Annotated in this window: 26 protein-coding genes; 1 reads left to right on the top strand and 25 read right to left on the bottom strand. The window is 57.8% G+C overall.

Translation table 11 applies throughout. From position 1 onward, the window contains the following. Nucleotides 1-172: 172 nt before the first annotated feature. From rpsK to rplC, 25 genes are all read right to left on the bottom strand, one after another. On the bottom strand, nt 173-577 hold the full coding sequence (rpsK, locus tag GTP90_RS25790; RefSeq protein ID WP_008444339.1) for a 30S ribosomal protein S11: 405 nt from the start codon (nt 575-577) through the stop codon (nt 173-175). 14 nt (nt 578-591) lie between these two features. Continuing rightward, complete coding sequence (rpsM, locus tag GTP90_RS25785; RefSeq protein ID WP_019923475.1) at nt 592-957, bottom strand: 30S ribosomal protein S13; 366 nt, start codon at nt 955-957, stop codon at nt 592-594. Between the two features lie 27 nt (nt 958-984). Further along, complete coding sequence (rpmJ, locus tag GTP90_RS25780) at nt 985-1,098, bottom strand: 50S ribosomal protein L36 (RefSeq protein WP_005663407.1); 114 nt, start codon at nt 1,096-1,098, stop codon at nt 985-987. Between the two features lie 32 nt (nt 1,099-1,130). Then, nucleotides 1,131-1,349, bottom strand: a complete 219-nt coding sequence (gene infA / locus GTP90_RS25775) for a translation initiation factor IF-1 (protein WP_005663428.1) — start codon at nt 1,347-1,349, stop codon at nt 1,131-1,133. Between the two features lie 21 nt (nt 1,350-1,370). Continuing rightward, nucleotides 1,371-2,705: a preprotein translocase subunit SecY gene (gene secY / locus GTP90_RS25770; protein ID WP_117014456.1), complete on the bottom strand. Its 1,335-nt coding sequence runs from the start codon at nt 2,703-2,705 to the stop codon at nt 1,371-1,373. 32 nt (nt 2,706-2,737) lie between these two features. Next, nucleotides 2,738-3,169: a 50S ribosomal protein L15 gene (gene rplO, locus GTP90_RS25765; RefSeq protein WP_008444334.1), complete on the bottom strand. Its 432-nt coding sequence runs from the start codon at nt 3,167-3,169 to the stop codon at nt 2,738-2,740. Between the two features lie 27 nt (nt 3,170-3,196). Next, nucleotides 3,197-3,379 (bottom strand): 50S ribosomal protein L30, encoded by a 183-nt coding sequence (rpmD, locus tag GTP90_RS25760; protein ID WP_090325890.1) that lies wholly within the window; start codon nt 3,377-3,379, stop codon nt 3,197-3,199. 10 nt (nt 3,380-3,389) lie between these two features. After that, a complete protein-coding gene (gene rpsE / locus GTP90_RS25755; protein WP_008444331.1) occupies nt 3,390-3,908 on the bottom strand; it encodes a 30S ribosomal protein S5 in 519 nt (172 codons plus the stop codon). Nucleotides 3,909-3,917: 9 nt separating this feature from the next. Beyond that, entirely contained in the window at nt 3,918-4,280 is a 363-nt protein-coding gene (rplR, locus tag GTP90_RS25750) for a 50S ribosomal protein L18 (RefSeq protein ID WP_090325886.1), read from the bottom strand. Between the two features lie 13 nt (nt 4,281-4,293). Then, nucleotides 4,294-4,827 carry a 50S ribosomal protein L6 gene (rplF, locus tag GTP90_RS25745; protein WP_008444327.1) on the bottom strand — a complete coding sequence of 178 codons (534 nt, stop codon included), beginning with the start codon at nt 4,825-4,827 and terminating at the stop codon, nt 4,294-4,296. A 10-nt stretch (nt 4,828-4,837) separates the two neighbouring features. Then, entirely contained in the window at nt 4,838-5,233 is a 396-nt protein-coding gene (rpsH, locus tag GTP90_RS25740; RefSeq protein ID WP_008444325.1) for a 30S ribosomal protein S8, read from the bottom strand. 14 nt (nt 5,234-5,247) lie between these two features. Further along, complete coding sequence (gene rpsN, locus GTP90_RS25735; RefSeq protein WP_008444324.1) at nt 5,248-5,553, bottom strand: 30S ribosomal protein S14; 306 nt, start codon at nt 5,551-5,553, stop codon at nt 5,248-5,250. Nucleotides 5,554-5,560: 7 nt separating this feature from the next. Beyond that, on the bottom strand, nt 5,561-6,100 hold the full coding sequence (gene rplE / locus GTP90_RS25730; RefSeq protein WP_008444321.1) for a 50S ribosomal protein L5: 540 nt from the start codon (nt 6,098-6,100) through the stop codon (nt 5,561-5,563). A 6-nt stretch (nt 6,101-6,106) separates the two neighbouring features. Continuing rightward, nucleotides 6,107-6,421 carry a 50S ribosomal protein L24 gene (rplX, locus tag GTP90_RS25725; protein WP_008444319.1) on the bottom strand — a complete coding sequence of 105 codons (315 nt, stop codon included), beginning with the start codon at nt 6,419-6,421 and terminating at the stop codon, nt 6,107-6,109. Nucleotides 6,422-6,430: 9 nt separating this feature from the next. Continuing rightward, entirely contained in the window at nt 6,431-6,799 is a 369-nt protein-coding gene (rplN, locus tag GTP90_RS25720) for a 50S ribosomal protein L14 (RefSeq protein WP_008444317.1), read from the bottom strand. A gap of 264 nt (nt 6,800-7,063) precedes the next feature. Beyond that, nucleotides 7,064-7,333: a 30S ribosomal protein S17 gene (rpsQ, locus tag GTP90_RS25715; protein WP_008444314.1), complete on the bottom strand. Its 270-nt coding sequence runs from the start codon at nt 7,331-7,333 to the stop codon at nt 7,064-7,066. After that, nucleotides 7,330-7,521: a 50S ribosomal protein L29 gene (gene rpmC / locus GTP90_RS25710; protein ID WP_020704377.1), complete on the bottom strand. Its 192-nt coding sequence runs from the start codon at nt 7,519-7,521 to the stop codon at nt 7,330-7,332. The genes rpsQ and rpmC overlap by 4 nt, the downstream gene beginning before the upstream one ends. Nucleotides 7,522-7,533: 12 nt before the next feature. After that, a complete protein-coding gene (gene rplP, locus GTP90_RS25705) occupies nt 7,534-7,953 on the bottom strand; it encodes a 50S ribosomal protein L16 (RefSeq protein WP_008444302.1) in 420 nt (139 codons plus the stop codon). Between the two features lie 2 nt (nt 7,954-7,955). Beyond that, a complete protein-coding gene (rpsC, locus tag GTP90_RS25700) occupies nt 7,956-8,759 on the bottom strand; it encodes a 30S ribosomal protein S3 (protein WP_152841147.1) in 804 nt (267 codons plus the stop codon). 10 nt (nt 8,760-8,769) lie between these two features. Next, on the bottom strand, nt 8,770-9,102 hold the full coding sequence (rplV, locus tag GTP90_RS25695; protein WP_176362469.1) for a 50S ribosomal protein L22: 333 nt from the start codon (nt 9,100-9,102) through the stop codon (nt 8,770-8,772). Continuing rightward, nucleotides 9,099-9,374 (bottom strand): 30S ribosomal protein S19, encoded by a 276-nt coding sequence (gene rpsS / locus GTP90_RS25690; RefSeq protein ID WP_008444295.1) that lies wholly within the window; start codon nt 9,372-9,374, stop codon nt 9,099-9,101. The genes rplV and rpsS overlap by 4 nt, the downstream gene beginning before the upstream one ends. A gap of 10 nt (nt 9,375-9,384) precedes the next feature. Beyond that, nucleotides 9,385-10,212, bottom strand: a complete 828-nt coding sequence (gene rplB / locus GTP90_RS25685) for a 50S ribosomal protein L2 (RefSeq protein ID WP_008444293.1) — start codon at nt 10,210-10,212, stop codon at nt 9,385-9,387. Next, nucleotides 10,212-10,526 (bottom strand): 50S ribosomal protein L23, encoded by a 315-nt coding sequence (gene rplW, locus GTP90_RS25680; protein WP_008444291.1) that lies wholly within the window; start codon nt 10,524-10,526, stop codon nt 10,212-10,214. Before rplW ends, rplB begins: the two co-directional genes overlap by 1 nt. Next, entirely contained in the window at nt 10,523-11,143 is a 621-nt protein-coding gene (gene rplD / locus GTP90_RS25675; protein WP_117014458.1) for a 50S ribosomal protein L4, read from the bottom strand. Before rplD ends, rplW begins: the two co-directional genes overlap by 4 nt. Nucleotides 11,144-11,146: 3 nt before the next feature. Beyond that, nucleotides 11,147-11,803: a 50S ribosomal protein L3 gene (gene rplC, locus GTP90_RS25670; RefSeq protein ID WP_020704370.1), complete on the bottom strand. Its 657-nt coding sequence runs from the start codon at nt 11,801-11,803 to the stop codon at nt 11,147-11,149. Nucleotides 11,804-12,080: 277 nt separating this feature from the next. Between rplC and GTP90_RS25665 the strand changes: the two genes are divergently transcribed. Further along, nucleotides 12,081-13,469 (top strand): hypothetical protein (locus GTP90_RS25665; protein ID WP_161086196.1); only part of this gene is annotated, 1,389 nt, incomplete at its 3' end.

Here is a 13,469-nt window from a genome sequence, read left to right as displayed (position 1 = left end):
GCGCTAGTCTGATCCTCAGGGTGGGCCAGACGGTGGCTAAAATGCGAATAACCCGCCGAACTGCGTTCGACAGGCGACAACAGCCGGGCAGTATAACCGTTTCCGGTCTCCTGCTCCAGCGATTTCTGCAAGTCGGAAGGAGGCGAAGCGAGCTTCGCCGCCGACCGGACTCTTAGATACGACGACGTTTTGGAGGACGGCAGCCGTTGTGCGGAACTGGGGTAACGTCCTGGATCTCGGTGATCTTGATGCCCAGGTTGTTCAGTGCGCGCACTGCGGATTCACGACCAGGACCAGGGCCCTTGATACGCACTTCCAGGTTCTTCACGCCGCATTCGACTGCGACTTTACCAGCTGCTTCGGCCGCAACCTGCGCTGCGAACGGGGTCGATTTACGCGAACCCTTGAAGCCAGCACCACCGGAGGTCGCCCACGACAGAGCGTTGCCCTGACGGTCGGTGATGGTAATGATGGTGTTGTTGAAGGAAGCGTGAACGTGTGCGATACCTTCTGCAACGTTCTTCTTGACCTTCTTGCGGACGCGCGCTGCTGCTGCGCTGCTTTGTTGCTTAGCCATGTGATTTCCCTAGATTATTTCTTGAGCGATTGAGCGGCTTTGCGCGGGCCCTTGCGGGTACGTGCATTGGTGCGGGTGCGCTGACCGCGGACCGGCAGGCCCTTACGGTGACGCATGCCGCGGTAGCAACCCAGATCCATCAAACGCTTGATGTTCATGGACAGCTCACGACGCAGGTCGCCTTCGACGATGAATTTAGCTACTTCATCGCGCAGTTTTTCCAGTTCGCTGTCGTCCAGATCTTTGACCTTTTTATCGGTCGCAATACCCGTCGCGGCGCAGATGAACTTTGCGCGTGGACGGCCTACACCGTAGATGGCCGTCAGGCCGATAACGGTGTGCTGATGATTTGGGATATTAACCCCTGCAATACGTGCCATTCGTTATTCCTCGATAAATAACGGTTATTAACCTTGACGCTGCTTGTGACGTGGTTCGACGCAGATTACGCGAACAACGCCCTTGCGCTTGATGATCTTGCAGTTGCGGCAGATCCGCTTGACTGAGGCGTTAACTTTCATTTTGCACTCTCTTCTTGGTTCGATTATTTAAGTTACTTGGTCCGGAACACGATACGTGCGCGGCTCAGGTCGTAAGGTGTCAGCTCTACCGTCACCTTGTCGCCAGGAAGAATGCGGATATAGTTCATCCGCATTTTACCCGAAATATGCCCGAGCACCACGTGTCCGTTTTCCAGCTTTACTCGAAATGTTGCATTCGGGAGATTCTCAAGAATCTCGCCCTGCATCTGTATGACGTCGTCTTTTGCCATTCGGTATGTTTGAAACCGCGCTTATCGCGTCGGAATTCCGCCCTTGAAGTTTGCTTTGCGCAGCAGCGATTCATATTGCTGCGACATCACGTAGTTTTGCACTTGCGCCATGAAATCCATGGTAACAACCACAATAATCAACAGAGAAGTGCCGCCGAAATAGAACGGTACTTTCCACTCGGCTTGCATGAATTCCGGCAACAAACACACCAACGTGATGTAGATGGCGCCAGCCAGTGTCAAACGTGTCAGGATCTTGTCGATGTAACGGGCAGTCTGCTCACCGGGACGAATCCCTGGCACAAAGGCCCCGCTCTTCTTCAAGTTATCCGCTGTTTCCTTGCTGTTGAAGACCAGCGCTGTATAGAAGAAACAGAAAAACACGATCGCAATGGCGTACAACAGTGCGTGGATGGGCTCGCCTGGCCCCATCGATGCTGCCAAATCTTTCAGGAACCGGACCGCCGGGTTGGCCGTATCGGCGCCCGTCGTGAACCAGCCCACGATCGTTGCCGGGAACAAGATAATCGACGAAGCGAAGATCGGTGGGATCACGCCGGCCATGTTCAACTTCAATGGCAGGTGCGACGTTTGTCCACCGTAAATCTTGTTACCCACCTGGCGTTTCGCGTAGTTCACCAGAATCTTGCGTTGGCCACGTTCGACAAAGACCACGAAGAACGTCACCGCCACAACCAGGATCATGATGATGATCGCGGACAGGGCACCGATCGAACCGTTGCTCACCGACGAGGCCAGGCCTCCCAGTGCGCCCGGCAGGCCGGCGGCGATACCCGCGAAGATGATGATCGAGATGCCGTTACCGAGACCGCGCTCGGTAATCTGCTCGCCCAACCACATCACGAACATGGTTCCGGTCAACAGCGTAACGACCGTCACGAAACGGAATGCAAAGCCTGGATCCAGCACCAGACCTGCTTGCGACTCCAGTGCGACTGCGATGCCGAACGCCTGGAACGACGCCAGCACCACCGTGAAATACCGGGTGTACTGGGTGATCTTGCGACGGCCTGCTTCGCCTTCTTTTTTGAGCGCTTCCATCTGCGGCGAAACGATCGACACCAGTTGCATGATGATCGAGGCCGAGATGTAAGGCGTGATACCCAGCGCAAAGACTGTGAAGCGCGCGAGAGCGCCACCGCTGAACATGTTCAACATGCCCAGGATGCCACCCTCTTGCGACTTGAACAGCGCGGCCAATTGTACCGGATCGATCCCGGGAACCGGGATGTGAGCGCCGATACGATAAACCACCAATGCGCCAAGCAAGAACCAGAGCCGGCCCCAGGGGAAACCAGCTGCTGCACTTTTAGCCAATTGTGGATTAGTCGCCAATTTTCGCTCCGATCAAGCTGTTAGCGGTCAACTCAGGCTACCGAGCCGCCGGCTGCTTCGATGGCGGCTTTCGCGCCAGCGGTCACTTTCAGGCCTTTGAGGTTCACCGCTTTGGTGATCTCGCCGGACAGAATGACGCGCACGTCGCGTGCCAGCACGCTCAGTACGCCAGCTTGCTTCAGCACCAGGATGTCGACGTCGCCAACGGCCAGGTTGTTCAGGTCGGACAGGCGCACTTCAGCTTTGAAGGTGGCGTTGAGCGACTTGAAACCGCGCTTAGGCAGACGGCGTTGCAGAGGCATCTGACCGCCTTCGAAACCGACTTTGTGGAAGCCGCCCGAACGCGATTTTTGACCCTTGTGACCACGGCCCGAGGTTTTACCCAGACCGGAGCCGATACCGCGGCCGACGCGACGCTTGTAGTGCTTGGCGCCATCGGCTGGTTGTATGGTATTCAGTTCCATGATTTCTCCGTGTGTAAGCCCGGGGGCTTACGCAACTACTTTAACGAGGTACGAGACTTTGTTGATCATGCCGCGCACGGATGGGGTGTCTTGCAGCTCGGAGACCGAGTTGACGCGACGCAGGCCCAGACCGCGGACGGTGGCACGGTGATCTTCGCGCGTGCCGATCAAGCCCTTGACCAATTGTACTTTGACGGTTTTAGTTGTCATGTCGTTCACCTTAGCCCAGGATCTCTTCTACCGACTTGCCGCGTTTCGCAGCAATTTCAGCAGGAGTACTCATTTTTGCCAGACCATCCAGCGTGGCGCGCACCAGGTTGTAAGGGTTGCTCGAGCCGGTGGATTTCGCCACGACGTCGGTCACGCCCATTACTTCGAAGATTGCGCGCATTGCGCCGCCAGCGATGACGCCGGTACCTGGTTTCGCAGGCGACATCATCACTTTCGATGCGCCGTGACGGCCGGTAACGGTGTGCTGCAGGGTGCCGTTCTTCAGGGAGACCTTGATCAGGTTGCGGCGGGCTTCTTCCATTGCCTTCTGCACACCCACTGGGACTTCCTTCGACTTGCCCTTGCCCATGCCGATGCGGCCATCGCCGTCACCAACCACGGTCAGCGCGGCGAAACCCATGATACGACCACCCTTGACCACTTTGGTCACGCGGTTGATCGCGATCATTTTTTCGCGCATGCCGTCATCCGGCTTGTCGCTTGCCATTTTTGCTTGCATTTTTGCCATGATCGTTCCTTAGAACTTCAGACCGGCTTCGCGCGCGGCTTCTGCCAGCGCCTTCACACGGCCGTGGTAACGGAAACCGGAGCGGTCGAACGCGACTTCGGTAATCCCTGCTTTCAGTGCTTTCTCTGCGACGCGCTTGCCGACGATCGCGGCAGCAGCAGCGTTGCCGCCCTTGCCCGATTTGCCAGCCAGTTCGTTGCGCACTTCGACTTCTGCCGTGGAGGCCGATACCAGTACTTTGGCATCCGGCGAGATCAGGTTCGCGTAGATATGCAGATTGGTGCGGTGTACCGACAGGCGGTTCACCTTCTGTTGCGCGATCTTGATCCGGGTTTGGCGTCCGCGGCGCAGACGTGATTCTTTCTTGTCCATCGTCAGCCCCTAGTTACTTCTTCTTGGTTTCTTTAATCTTAACCACTTCGTCCGAATAACGGACGCCCTTGCCCTTGTAAGGCTCAGGGGAGCGGTAAGCGCGAACTTCAGCAGCCACTTGGCCCACTTGCTGACGGTCGATCCCTTTGATGATGATCTCCGTTGGCGTTGCGGTAGCGCAGGTGACGCCGGCTGGCATCGAGTGCACGACAGGGTGCGAGAAGCCCAGCGACAGATTCAGCTTGTCGCCTTGCGCTTGCGCCTTGTAACCCACGCCGACCAGGTTCAGCTTTTTCTCGAAACCCTTGGTCACGCCAGTGACCATGTTGTTGACCAGTGCGCGCAGCGTACCGGACATGGCATTGGCTTCGCGGCTGTCATTAGCGGCGACGAAGCTCAGGGTTCCTGCATTGTTTTCCACCGTGACCTGGCCGTTCAGGGCCTGGGTCAGGACGCCCAGCGGGCCCTTGACGGTGATCGCTGCTGCGGAGATGGCGACTTCAGCGCCAGCTGGCACAGCGATTGGCATTTTAGCTACACGAGACATGTCTAACTCCTTATGCGACGTAGCAAATAACTTCGCCGCCGACACCGGTAGCGCGTGCTTTGCGGTCAGTCATGACGCCTTGCGGAGTCGACACGATCGCCACACCCAAGCCATTCATCACAGTAGGGATCTCGTCTTTGCCCTTGTAGACGCGCAGGCCCGGACGGGACACGCGCTCAAGGCGCTCAATGACGGGACGGCCAACATAATACTTCAAACCGATTTTCAGTTCCGCTTTGCCACCAGCTTCGGCTACGGCGAAATCTTCAATGTAACCCTCGTCCTTGAGGACGTTGGCAATCGCAATTTTAACTTTCGACGATGGCATGGCCACGGTCGTCTTTTGCACGCCCTGGGCGTTACGAATGCGGGTCAGCATATCGGCGATAGGATCGCTCATACTCATTGCATATTCTCCTATTACCAGCTTGCTTTAGTCATACCCGGGATCTCACCACGCATGGCGAATTCACGGAGCTTGATACGGCCCAGACCGAATTTACGGAAGGTGCCGCGTGGACGACCGGTGACGGCGCAGCGGTTACGCTGGCGGGTCGGTGCCGAGTTACGTGGCAGCGCTTGCAGCTTCAGGCGCGCTTCGTAACGTTCTTCTTCCGACTTCGACTGGTCGTCGATGATGGCCTTCAGCGAAGCGCGCTTGGCGGCAAATTTGTTTGCCAGGTCGACGCGTTTCTGCTCACGGTTAATCAGTGCGAGTTTTGCCATGATCTTCTTAGTTCCTGAACGGGAATTTAAAGGCGGCGAGCAGAGCTTTCGCTTCGTCGTCGGTCTTGGCGGTGGTGGTGATCGAAATGTTCATACCACGCAGCGCATCGATCTTGTCGTACTCGATTTCCGGGAAGATGATCTGCTCTTTCACGCCGATGTTGTAGTTACCACGGCCATCGAACGAGCGGCCATTGACGCCACGGAAATCGCGCACGCGTGGCAGGGCCACGGTGATGAAGCGATCCAGGAACTCGTACATGCGAGCGCCGCGCAGGGTCACCATGGTACCGATCGGGTAGCCTTCACGGATCTTGAAACCCGCGATTGCCTTGCGCGACTTGGTGGTCACTGGCTTCTGGCCAGCGATCTTGGTCAGGTCGCCCACAGCGTGTTCGAGGACTTTCTTGTCCGCGATAGCCTCACCGACACCCATGTTCAGGGTGATCTTGGTCAGACGTGGAACTTCCATCACCGACTTGTAACCGAATTTCGCGGTCAGGTCAGCGACGACTTTTTCTTTATAGAATTCTTGGAGACGTGCCATGATTTCTTAAGCCTTCACTACTTCGCCGGACGATTTGAAGACGCGGACTTTTTTGCCATCCACTTCTTTGAAACCGACACGGTCTGCCTTGCCAGTCGCCGCATTGAACAATGCAACGTTGGACACGTGAATCGGCATAGTCTTATCGACGATACCACCTTGTACGCCAGTCATTGGGTTAGGCTTGGTCGCTTTTTTAGCGACGTTGACGCCTTCAACCACGACATGCTCAGCATCGATACGCTGCTGAACGACGCCACGCTTGCCCTTGTCTTTCCCGGTCAGAACGATGACTTCGTCGTTTTTACGAATCTTATCCATTACGACTCCTTACAGGACTTCCGGTGCCAGGGACACGATCTTCATGAACTTTTCAGTGCGCAGCTCGCGCGTCACTGGTCCAAAAATACGGGTACCGATCGGTTCCAGCTTGGCGTTCAACAGAACGGCGGCATTGCCGTCGAACTTCACCAGGGAACCGTCTTGGCGGCGAACACCTTTAGCGGTGCGCACTACCACGGCGTTATAAATTTCACCTTTTTTGACACGGCCACGTGGCGCAGCAACCTTAACGGTTACCTTGATCACGTCGCCGATGCCAGCATAACGGCGCTTGGAGCCGCCCAATACCTTGATGCACATAACTTCTTTGGCACCGGTATTGTCAGCCACTTCGAGCCGGCTTTCAGTTTGAATCATAGTATTCTCTTTCCCAACTTAAGCCGAAGAATCCACACAATGCGGACCCGCGGTCAGTCTTGGTCCCGCCAGAACGCTCAAGCAGAGCGCACTGTTTGGGTGCTTGACCTTCGTACTGCTACTGACCGCACGGTTCTGCGTCTGTGGCCAGACACTTTGCGGCGTTACATGAACGAAGCCCGCAAGTATTACATACAACTCGCGGGCTTGCAAGAACTAATTGAAAATCGCCCCCGGCCCGAAGACCGGAGGCGACGACTTCAATTAAACGATTTGCGCGGCTTGCACCACGCGCGTCACGGTCCATGCCTTCGTTTTGGAGATCGGACGACCTTCCACGATTTCCACCGTGTCACCGGCTTTCACCTGGTTGGTCTCGTCGTGCGCGTGATACTTGTTCGAGCGGACGATGATCTTGCCGTACAAAGGATGCTTGACGTGACGTTCGATCAGAACGGTAACGGTCTTGTCCATCTTGTCGGACACCACTTTACCGATCAGGGTGCGCTTGAGCGACTTTACTGGTTCGGTCATTTGGCTTCCTTCGTGTTCATTACCGTTTTTACACGTGCGATATCGCGACGTACCTTCTTGAGCTGCGAAGTGTTGCTCAGCTGCTGCGTAGCGGTTTGCATACGCAGGCCGAACTGCGCCTTCAACAGGTCATTCAGCTCTTTTTGCAGAGCTGCCTGGTCTTTGCCGCGGAGTTCAGATGCTTTCATAGTTCACTCCTGTTATTGACCAACTTGACGGACCACGAAGGTGGTCGCCAGTGGCAGTTTGGCAGCGGCCAGGCGGAATGCTTCGCGCGCCAGTTCTTCTGCGACGCCATCCATTTCGTACAGGACTTTGCCTGGACGGATTTCAGCGACGTAGTACTCCGGATTACCTTTACCGTTACCCATACGGACTTCGGCAGGCTTGTTCGAGATCGGTTTGTCCGGGAACACGCGAATCCAGATACGGCCGCCACGTTTGATGTGACGGGTCATGGCGCGACGTGCTGCCTCGATCTGGCGTGCCGTGATACGACCACGGGCAACGGCCTTCAGACCGAACTCGCCGAACGACACCGAAGTGCCGGCGGTGTGCGAAATGCCGGTGTTACGGCCTTTCTGCTCTTTACGATACTTTCTGCGTGCTGGTTGCAGCATGATTATTCTCCTGCTTTCTCGGCCGGCTTGGCGGCAGTGCGTACACGAGCGCCTGGAGCGGCTGGCTTGGCGCCGGCGCCGGCTGGGCGCGGACGGCCAGCTGGTTTGCCGTCGTCACGACGTGGGCCACGTGGCTTCTTCTCGTCCGGTGGGGTATCGATGACTGGTGCGTCGCCGTTTGGCGCGCGGTCACCCTTGTAGACCCACACCTTGACACCGATGATGCCGTAGGTGGTCGAAGCTTCGCTGGTGCCGTAGTCGATATCGGCGCGCAGGGTGTGCAGTGGCACACGGCCTTCGCGATACCACTCTTTACGAGCGATTTCGATACCGTTCAGACGACCCGACGACATGATCTTGATGCCCAGGGCACCCAGACGCATGGCGTTTTGCATCGCACGCTTCATCGCGCGGCGGAACATGATGCGCTTTTCCAGCTGCTGGGCGATCGAATCGGCGATCAGCTGCGAGTCGATTTCCGGCTTGCGGATTTCTTCGATGTTCACGTGGACAGGCACGCCCATGATCTTGGTCAGCGCCGACTTCAGTACTTCGATGTCTTCGCCTTTTTTACCGATGACCACGCCCGGACGCGAGCTGTAGATCGTGAAGCGCGCGTTCTTGGCAGGACGCTCGATGACGATGCGGCCAACCGAAGCGTTCTTCAGCTTGGTTTTCAGGTAAGCGCGTGCTTTCAAGTCTTCGTTGAGCATGGCAGCGAAGTTGCTGTTGCCTGCGTACCAACGCGACGCCCAGTTACGGGTAACCGACAGACGGAAGCCGGTTGGATGAATTTTTTGACCCATCTTTGGCTCCTTAGTTGCCGACGGTCACATAAATGTGACACGATTGTTTCGAAATGCGATCGCCCCGGCCCTTAGCGCGTGCAGTGAAGCGCTTGAGGATCGGACCCTTTTCGACGTAGATCGTTTTCACGAACAGTTCGTCGATGTCCGCGCCATCATTGTGCTCGGCGTTGGCGATAGCCGACTCCAGCACTTTCTTGATGATGGTCGCGCCCTTTTTTGGGCTGAATTGCAGAATGTTGAGTGCAGCGTCAACTTTCTTGCCGCGGATCTGGTCAGCCACGAGGCGACCTTTTTGATCCGACAAGCGCACACCCTTGAGGATAGCTTTGGTTTCCATTATTTCTTCGCCTTCTTGTCAGCGGCATGGCCCTTGAACGTGCGGGTCAGCGCGAATTCACCGAGCTTGTGACCAACCATGTTCTCGGAAACGTACACTGGCACGTGCAGCTTGCCATTGTGGACGGCGATCGTCAGGCCGATGAAGTCAGGCATGATGGTCGAACGACGGGACCAGGTTTTGATTGGCTTCTTGTCTTTGGCAGCTTGCGCGGCTTCGACTTTTTTCACCAGGTGGGCGTCACAGAACGGCCCTTTTTTCAATGAACGAGTCATGTGCTACCCCTTATTTCTTGCCGCGGCGCGAGACGATCATGGAAGAAGTACGCTTGTTGCTGCGGGTCTTCTTACCCTTAGTCTGTTGGCCCCAAGGCGACACTGGATGACGACCAGCTGCAGTTTTACCTTCACCACCACCGTGCGGGTGATCGACCGGGTTCATGACCACACCGCGAACGGTAGGACGAACACCGCGCCAGCGCATCGCACCGGCCTTACCGATTTTACGCAGGCTGTGTTCGGCATTGCCGACTTCACCCACGGTTGCACGGCACTCGATGTGCACGCGACGCACTTCGCCCGAGCGCAGACGCACTTGAGCGTAGGTGCCTTCGCGGGCCATCAGGACCACGCCGGCGCCGGCGGTACGGGCCATCTGGGCACCCTTACCTGGCAGCATTTCGACGCAGTGCATGACGGTACCGACCGGAATGTTGCGGATCGGCAGGCAGTTGCCCGACTTGATCGGCGCTTCCGAACCGTTCATCACGGTGTCGCCAACGCTCATGCCTTTGGTGGCGATGATGTACTGGCGTTCGCCGTCGGCGTAGCACAGCAGGGCGATATTCGCGGTGCGGTTTGGATCGTATTCGATACGTTCCACTTTCGCTGGAATGCCATCCTTCTGACGCTTGAAGTCGATCAGGCGATAGTGCTGCTTGTGACCACCGCCGATGTGGCGGGTGGTGATGTGGCCGTTGTTGTTACGGCCAGCAGTTTTCGATTTTTTCTCAACCAGGGCTGCGAACGGACGGCCTTTGTACAGGTCCGGGTTCACAACTTTCACCATGCCGCGACGGCCTGGGGAGGTTGGCTTCATCTTAACGAGTGCCATTATTTAGCCTCCTCGGAGAAATTGATTTCCTGGCCAGGTTTCAGGCACACGAAAGCACGCTTGGTATGGTTGCGGCGGCCGGTGTGGGCACCGGAACGCTTCTGCTTACCTTCGCGGTTAACGGTCTGCACCGATTCCACTTCCACTTTGAACAGCAGTTCAACAGCGGCTTTGATTTCTGGCTTGGTCGCGTCGGTGGTTACACGGAACACGATCTGTTCGTTCTTTTCCGCGACCATGGTGGCCTTCTCGGAAATGACCGGAGCCAGCAGCACCTTCATCAGGCGCTCTTCGCTAAATTTCAATGCGCTCATGCCAGCATCTCCTCAATCTTGGCCAGTGCAGCTTTCGTGACCAGGATCTTCTTGTAGAACACCAGGGACATTGGATCTGCGTGACGCGGTTCAACAACCAGTACGTTAGGCAGGTTACGCGATGCCAGTTCCAGGTTTTCGTTGGCGACGTCGGTGATGATCAGAACCGAGTCAAAGCCCATGCCGGTCAGCTTTTGCGACAGCAGCTTGGTCTTTGGCGCTTCGATCGTCAGGTCTTCGATAACCGTCAGACGGTCTTCGCGGGCCAGCTGGGACAGGATCGAGCAGATACCTGCGCGATACATCTTCTTGTTCACTTTGTGGGTGAAGTTCTCGTCAGGCGAGTTCGGGAAGATGCGACCACCGCCGCGCCACAGTGGCGACGACGACATACCAGCACGAGCGCGGCCGGTGCCTTTTTGGCGCCATGGCTTCTTGGTCGTGTGGTGGACTTCTTCACGGTCTTTTTGTTTACGGTTGCCGCTGCGAGCATTGGCTTGGTAAGCAACGACGACTTGGTGGATCAGGGCTTCGTTGTAGTCACGGCCGAAAATGGTATCGGCGGCGGCGACGTTAGAGGCGGCTTGACCTTGAGCGTTCAAGAGCTTGAGTTCCATCGTTTAAGCTCCCTTCTTTGCTTTAACTTTGACAGCAGGCGACACTACAACCTGGCCGTTTTTCGCGCCTGGGATCGCGCCTTTGACCAGCAGCAGCTGACGGTCGGCATCGATACGGGCGATTTCGAGGTTCTGCACAGTGCGGGTGACGTCACCGAGGTGACCGGTCATGCGCTTACCTGGGAACACGCGGCCTGGATCTTGCGCCATACCGATGGAACCTGGAACATTGTGCGAACGGGAGTTACCGTGGGTAGCACGGCCCGAAGCAAAGTGGTGACGCTTGATGGTACCGGCGTAGCCTTTACCGATCGTGACGCCTTGAACGTCGATCTTCTGACCGACTTCGAACAGGGAAGCGGCAACGACGTCGCCAGCTTTCAGTTCAGCAGCTTTGGCTGCGTCAACGCGGAACTCTTTCAACAGAGTACCAGCTTCGACACCGGCTTTAGCGTGGTGACCAGCAACAGCCTTCGTTACGCGGGAAGCGCGACGTTGACCGAATGCGACCTGAACCGCGGTGTAACCATCGGTTTCAGGAGTTTTGATTTGCGCAACACGGTTGTTCGATACGTCCAACACGGTGACTGGGATCGAATCCCCGTCATCGGTGAAGATGCGCATCATACCAACCTTGCGACCGAGAAGGCCAAGGCTCATTTTTTCTCCAATTCCCACCTACGATTGGGCGGGGATATGTTGAACTACTAAAATTAGTACGGACCAATAAAAAGGCGAATCCATACCGAAGCCGGCTAGTGTAGCGCGAAAAGACCCTTGACGCAACAACTTAATACGAGGTATGTCGCGCGGATTGGCGCGGCGGCGGGCGGGCTGCCGGCCGCCGTCTGGAGAAATACCGCCTATTGCTGTATCATCAATTACTTTTAGTGCATCAGTGTCGTTTTTGCATGCGCGCCCCTACCCCTTTCCGACAATGCAGAAACACTCCTCCCCCTGGCCCATCCTGTTGATCTACCTGGCGTGCGCGCTGGCGACCCTGACCCTGTGGCGCCAGGCGCAGGTCAACATTCCCACCGGCGACGAACCCCACTACATGGTCATGGCCAACGGCCTGGCCCGGCATGGCGCGCTGGAGCAGACCATTCCGTACCAGGATGCCAAGCAACCCGGCCAGCCCGAACGCTTCGGCCTGCCGCCCGCCGACGACCACTCCATCGCCGGCCCGCGCGGACGCTTCAACCTCCACAACCTCGGCCTGCCGCTGCTGCTGGCGTTGCCGTTCACGCTGGGCGGCATCCTTGGCGCCAAGCTGTTCATGATCCTCTGCGGCGCCGGCGTGGTGCTGTGCGCCTGGCAGATCTCGGGCCTGTTTTCCAGCGAGGCCGGGGCACGCCGCCTGGCCGTGCTGGCCGGCTGCATCGCCGCCCCGCTGGTGCCCGCCGCCAGCCAGGTCTACCCCGACATCCTGGGCGGGCTGCTTGCTCTGACCGGCCTGTACTGGTTCCTCACCACGCAACAACGGCGCAGCGCCGCAGCCGAACTGGCGCTGGCCGTGGCGGTGGTCTACCTGCCCTGGCTGCAGATCAAGTTCGGCCCGGCCTGCGCCCTGCTGGTGCTGGCCGTGGCCGCCAAGATCCACCGCGAGTCGGGCGACCGGCGCCGCGTGGTCCGGCTGCTGGCGGCCGCCGCCGTCTCCTGCGTGGCGCTGGCCGCCTACAATCAGTACGCCTTCGGCAAAATGTCCGGCCCGTACCAGGACAACGCGGTGGAAGTGAGCAGGACCAGCCTGATGGTCCTGATGGGCCTGCACTTCGACCAGAACCAGGGTTTCCTGATGCAAAACCCGATCAATCTGCTGGGCTTGCTGGGCGTGGGCTGGCTGTACCGCGCCAACCGTCCGTTCCTGCTGCTGTGGGCGGCTGTCTTCGCGACGCTGATCGTGCCCAATTCGCTGCATCCCGCCTGGTACGGCGGCTGGAGTTTCACCGGACGCTTCGGCTGGCCCGCGGCCGTGGTGTTCATGGTGCCCACGCTGTACGCCCTGCTGGAGCTGTCGCGCCGCCGCCGCCCGCTGTTCCTGGCGCTGGCCTGGCTGTCGGTGGCGCTGCAGGCGTATTTTTTCTACTGCTACGCCGTGGACAAGGTGGGCATGTTCAACCGCGGGTGGGAGACGCCGCTGGCCAGCTACTCGATGTACTACGGCCGCCTCCACGCCTGGCTGCCGGCGCTGTACAACGGCGACTGGGCCTTCGCTTACCGGCCCAACTATGCGTGGCTGGCGATGGTGCTGCTGTTGCTGGCCGCGGGCTTTGCGCGCGGCGCGCGCCGGCGCTGGGTCGGCGCGGCCGCGCTGGGCGCCGTC

The organism is Duganella vulcania, from assembly GCF_009857655.1.
GTDB classification, from domain to species: Bacteria; Pseudomonadota; Gammaproteobacteria; order Burkholderiales; family Burkholderiaceae_D; genus Rugamonas; species Rugamonas vulcania.
The sequence above is the reverse complement of the archived record's forward strand: the minus strand, read 5'-3'. Positions and strand labels throughout refer to the sequence as shown.

Coding starts and splice junctions, on each gene's coding strand:
- rpsN (WP_008444324.1), bottom strand. CDS start 5,553: ATGGCAAAACTCGCACTGATTAACCGTGAGCAGAAACGCGTCGACCTG.
- infA (WP_005663428.1), bottom strand. CDS start 1,349: ATGGCAAAAGACGACGTCATACAGATGCAGGGCGAGATTCTTGAGAAT.
- rpmC (WP_020704377.1), bottom strand. CDS start 7,521: ATGAAAGCATCTGAACTCCGCGGCAAAGACCAGGCAGCTCTGCAAAAA.
- rpsC (WP_152841147.1), bottom strand. CDS start 8,759: ATGGGTCAAAAAATTCATCCAACCGGCTTCCGTCTGTCGGTTACCCGT.
- rplN (WP_008444317.1), bottom strand. CDS start 6,799: ATGATTCAAACTGAAAGCCGGCTCGAAGTGGCTGACAATACCGGTGCC.
- rplD (WP_117014458.1), bottom strand. CDS start 11,143: ATGGAACTCAAGCTCTTGAACGCTCAAGGTCAAGCCGCCTCTAACGTC.
- rpsK (WP_008444339.1), bottom strand. CDS start 577: ATGGCTAAGCAACAAAGCAGCGCAGCAGCAGCGCGCGTCCGCAAGAAG.
- rpsH (WP_008444325.1), bottom strand. CDS start 5,233: ATGAGTATGAGCGATCCTATCGCCGATATGCTGACCCGCATTCGTAAC.
- rpsM (WP_019923475.1), bottom strand. CDS start 957: ATGGCACGTATTGCAGGGGTTAATATCCCAAATCATCAGCACACCGTT.
- rplE (WP_008444321.1), bottom strand. CDS start 6,100: ATGGCACGTCTCCAAGAATTCTATAAAGAAAAAGTCGTCGCTGACCTG.
- rplR (WP_090325886.1), bottom strand. CDS start 4,280: ATGGACAAGAAAGAATCACGTCTGCGCCGCGGACGCCAAACCCGGATC.
- rplF (WP_008444327.1), bottom strand. CDS start 4,827: ATGTCTCGTGTAGCTAAAATGCCAATCGCTGTGCCAGCTGGCGCTGAA.
- rpsQ (WP_008444314.1), bottom strand. CDS start 7,333: ATGACCGAACCAGTAAAGTCGCTCAAGCGCACCCTGATCGGTAAAGTG.
- rplW (WP_008444291.1), bottom strand. CDS start 10,526: ATGAGCGCATTGAAATTTAGCGAAGAGCGCCTGATGAAGGTGCTGCTG.
- rplO (WP_008444334.1), bottom strand. CDS start 3,169: ATGGAACTGAATACCATACAACCAGCCGATGGCGCCAAGCACTACAAG.
- rplC (WP_020704370.1), bottom strand. CDS start 11,803: ATGAGCCTTGGCCTTCTCGGTCGCAAGGTTGGTATGATGCGCATCTTC.
- rpmJ (WP_005663407.1), bottom strand. CDS start 1,098: ATGAAAGTTAACGCCTCAGTCAAGCGGATCTGCCGCAACTGCAAGATC.
- rpsE (WP_008444331.1), bottom strand. CDS start 3,908: ATGGCAAAAATGCAAGCAAAAATGGCAAGCGACAAGCCGGATGACGGC.
- rpmD (WP_090325890.1), bottom strand. CDS start 3,379: ATGACAACTAAAACCGTCAAAGTACAATTGGTCAAGGGCTTGATCGGC.
- rplX (WP_008444319.1), bottom strand. CDS start 6,421: ATGGATAAGATTCGTAAAAACGACGAAGTCATCGTTCTGACCGGGAAA.
- rplP (WP_008444302.1), bottom strand. CDS start 7,953: ATGCTGCAACCAGCACGCAGAAAGTATCGTAAAGAGCAGAAAGGCCGT.
- rpsS (WP_008444295.1), bottom strand. CDS start 9,374: ATGACTCGTTCATTGAAAAAAGGGCCGTTCTGTGACGCCCACCTGGTG.
- rplB (WP_008444293.1), bottom strand. CDS start 10,212: ATGGCACTCGTTAAGATGAAGCCAACCTCCCCAGGCCGTCGCGGCATG.